The sequence below is a fragment of the Daejeonella sp. genome (assembly GCF_044232565.1).
Lineage (GTDB): Bacteria > Bacteroidota > Bacteroidia > Sphingobacteriales > Sphingobacteriaceae > Daejeonella.
Genome location: NZ_JBIILQ010000294.1, coordinates 1 through 2,967, shown reverse-complemented (window position 1 = coordinate 2,967; position 2,967 = coordinate 1). Strand labels below are relative to the sequence as shown.

Annotated in this window: 4 protein-coding genes and 1 riboswitch; all 4 genes read left to right on the top strand. The window is 32.5% G+C overall.

Annotated features, from left to right (window positions below; translation table 11 throughout):
- Positions 1-455 (top strand): peptide-methionine (R)-S-oxide reductase (locus ACILQF_RS12295; RefSeq protein ID WP_395627696.1); only part of this gene is annotated, 455 nt, incomplete at its 5' end.
- Positions 456-462: 7 nt separating this feature from the next.
- Complete coding sequence (locus ACILQF_RS12290; RefSeq protein ID WP_395627695.1) at positions 463-951, top strand: hypothetical protein; 489 nt, start codon at positions 463-465, stop codon at positions 949-951.
- Positions 951-1,664, top strand: coding sequence for an NRDE family protein (locus ACILQF_RS12285; RefSeq protein WP_395627694.1), 714 nt, complete (start codon positions 951-953; stop codon positions 1,662-1,664). Before ACILQF_RS12290 ends, ACILQF_RS12285 begins: the two co-directional genes overlap by 1 nt.
- Positions 1,665-1,720: 56 nt before the next feature.
- Entirely contained in the window at positions 1,721-2,656 is a 936-nt protein-coding gene (locus tag ACILQF_RS12280) for a hypothetical protein (RefSeq protein WP_395627693.1), read from the top strand.
- Between the two features lie 180 nt (positions 2,657-2,836).
- A riboswitch (SAM-I-IV-variant riboswitch) is annotated at positions 2,837-2,931 on the top strand.
- The last annotated feature ends 36 nt before the right edge of the window (positions 2,932-2,967 follow it).

The following is a 2,967-nucleotide window of genomic DNA, read 5'->3' as shown; positions in this document are numbered from 1 at the left end:
ATATGAAATTTGAATCACATTGTGGCTGGCCAAGTTTTGACAAAGAAATTGAAGGCAGAAAAATCATTCAAGCCGAACATAACATACATGGAATGCGAAGAACAGAAATTACCTCTGCACAATGCAAGGGGCATTTAGGGCCTATTTTTGATGATGGTCCAACTAAAACACGCATACATTCTTCTGTAAATTCGGCATCTCTATCATTTGAGCCTCAAAAAGCTAATATCTCAAAAAATACTACTGAGACCATTACACTTGCTGGTGCTTGCTTTTGGTGCACTGAAGCCATTTTTGAAAAGCTCAAAGGTGTTTCAAAAATAGAATTGGGCTATTCAAATAGAATTGTTAAAAACCCTAGCTACAATCATGAACTCCATAATGAACAACCTTATTGCAAAACAGTGATAAAACCTAAAATGGATAAACTTCATAAAATATTGCTGATAAATTGAAAACCAAATGAAAGACAAATCAATGATATTGGAGGCAAAAGAGGCATTGATGGAATTAATTGAATCCATCAATACTTTATCTTTTGATGAATACACCCGAAAAATAAGCCTACTAAGTAATGGTACTATAGGCGATCATACCAGACATATTATTGAATTGTTCCAACAGCTGTTGCAAGGATATGAAACCGGCAATGTAGATTACGATAAAAGAAAACGCAATATTGAAATTCAATTGAATATTGATTTTGCTGTTGAATCTATTGCAAGCATCATTCGTTTGTTGGAAAAAGACAACAAAAGCCTAAATCTTAATACCGAATGGAATAATAATGAAGCCATAATAGAAACCAATTATTATAGAGAATTGATGTATAACATTGAGCATTGTATTCATCATCAAGCGATTATAAAAATTTCTTTTTTATTGCTAGGCAAAAACGAATTGTCAGAAAATTTTGGAGTAGCCAAATCAACTATTAAATACAGGAACTAATGTGTACAGTAAGTTTTTACAAAGGCAAGAATCAAATTATTATTACTTCAAACCGAGATGAAAGTATTAAACGTCCACTTGCCTTAGCTCCAAAAAAGATATTGTTAAAACATTCTACTGTTTATTGCCCTATTGACCCTCTTCATAATGGAACTTGGTTTACTATAAATCAGAAGGGGAATGTGCTAATTTTACTCAATGGAGCAGAAAAAAAGCATATTCCTAAGCATTCCTACAAAAAAAGCAGGGGCTTGGTGCTATTAGACATCGTAGATAGTATTAATATAATTGAAAAGTGGCAATCAGTAGATTTACATTTAATTGAAAATTTCACGATAGTGAGTTATTTCGATGGCAAACTAATGCAATTTCGATGGGATGGTATAAAAAAGTCTCATATAAATTTGGATGAAAATAAATCCCATATTTGGTCTTCAACTAGCCTTTATGAGCAAGACATCATTACAAGAAGAGAAGGATGGCTGCACGATTTTCTAGCCATTAAAAATAATGTTGCTACTGGCGATGATTTTTTCAATTTTCATACCAACACAAAAAAAGAAGATACCACAAATGGACTAATCATTAATAGAAACAATGAACTGCTTACAAAAAATATAACTCAAGCGGTGATAGAGCCCAAGCGTTTTACTTTAGAACATAGGGATTTAATTACAAATAATTGCACCATCATTGAAGATTTGATTGCATGAGAATTTGGTTGCATAAATTCACAAACTGGGAATATTGGCCAGCATACATTGTCTATATGCCTACTTTTTTTTATTGGGTTTGGTTGATGGTAAAATATAGGTCATTTTCATTTTATAAATATGCTAATACAGGCATTAAAAATGGAGGGTTTTATGGCGATTCTAAATTGGACATTTATAAACTTTTACCACAAAATAGTTATCCTAAAACCCTTTTGATTAATAAAAATGATAAATATAATTTTGAAAAAGTAATTTCCGAAATGCAGTTTAAATTCCCACTAATTTTGAAACCAGACATTGGATTTAGAGGGATAGATGTTGTAAAAGTGTATTCAATTTTGGAGATAGAAAATTATTATCATTTAAAAAAAGTAAACTTTTTAATTCAAGAATTTATTGATTTCCCCAATGAAATAGGCTTGTTTTATTGTAGAATGCCCAACGAGAATAATGGTAAAATATCTGGGCTCACCTTGAAAAATTTCTTAACGGTTGAAGGAAATGGGGACGAAACCATAGCGCAACTTTTAAAGAAAATCCCTCGCTATGAAATTCAAATTTCAAAACTTAGAGGTGAAATTAATCTAAACGAAGTATTGCAAAAAAACGAAAAGCGATGTTTAGTGCCCTTTGGAAATCATAATAGAGGGACAGAATTTTTAGACGGAGGTGTTTATATTTCTCAAAAATTAGAACATACCTTTAATACCATTTTGAAGTCAGTTTCAGGATTTTACTTTGGAAGACTTGATATACGGTACCATACCTTTGAGGAATTAGAACGTGGTGAAAATTTTTCTATAATAGAACTCAACGGAGCAAAAAGCGAACCAACGCATATTTACGACCCCAATAATTCATTTTGGTCTGGACAAAAAGAAATTTTGAGAAACCAGAAAATAATGCAAAGAATTGTGGAATTGAATTTACAGCAGCTAACTGCACCTGCCCAAAAAGCGGGTTTTATTTGTCCAAAGGCAGATTGGTAGTTAATTAAGCATTAGTTTTTCCAATCCAATTTTCTGGTATAACCCCCGCTTTCGATAAACTACAAGCCGTAATGGGCAATTTCAAGAAACGACACAACAGACAGACACGAGAACCACCGAGGGACAAATTTGATAGTTGTTAAATAATATTTTGCAAATAGAAAACTCTTTCATACTTTTGTAATGTATTTCGAACCCATTAAGGGTACCAACCGAGTGAAGACACCACGGTGGTAAAACAATACGGGCCTGTTTGGTCAAAATAAACGAAAGTTTACCCAGACACCTATTTTATTTTCTCGAGATACAAA

What these genes read in the sequence shown, in the direction of transcription:
- ACILQF_RS12290 (WP_395627695.1), top strand. Translation starts at nt 463, where the DNA reads ATGAAAGACAAATCAATGATATTGGAGGCAAAAGAGGCATTGATGGAA.
- ACILQF_RS12280 (WP_395627693.1), top strand. Translation starts at nt 1,721, where the DNA reads ATGCCTACTTTTTTTTATTGGGTTTGGTTGATGGTAAAATATAGGTCA.
- ACILQF_RS12285 (WP_395627694.1), top strand. Translation starts at nt 951, where the DNA reads ATGTGTACAGTAAGTTTTTACAAAGGCAAGAATCAAATTATTATTACT.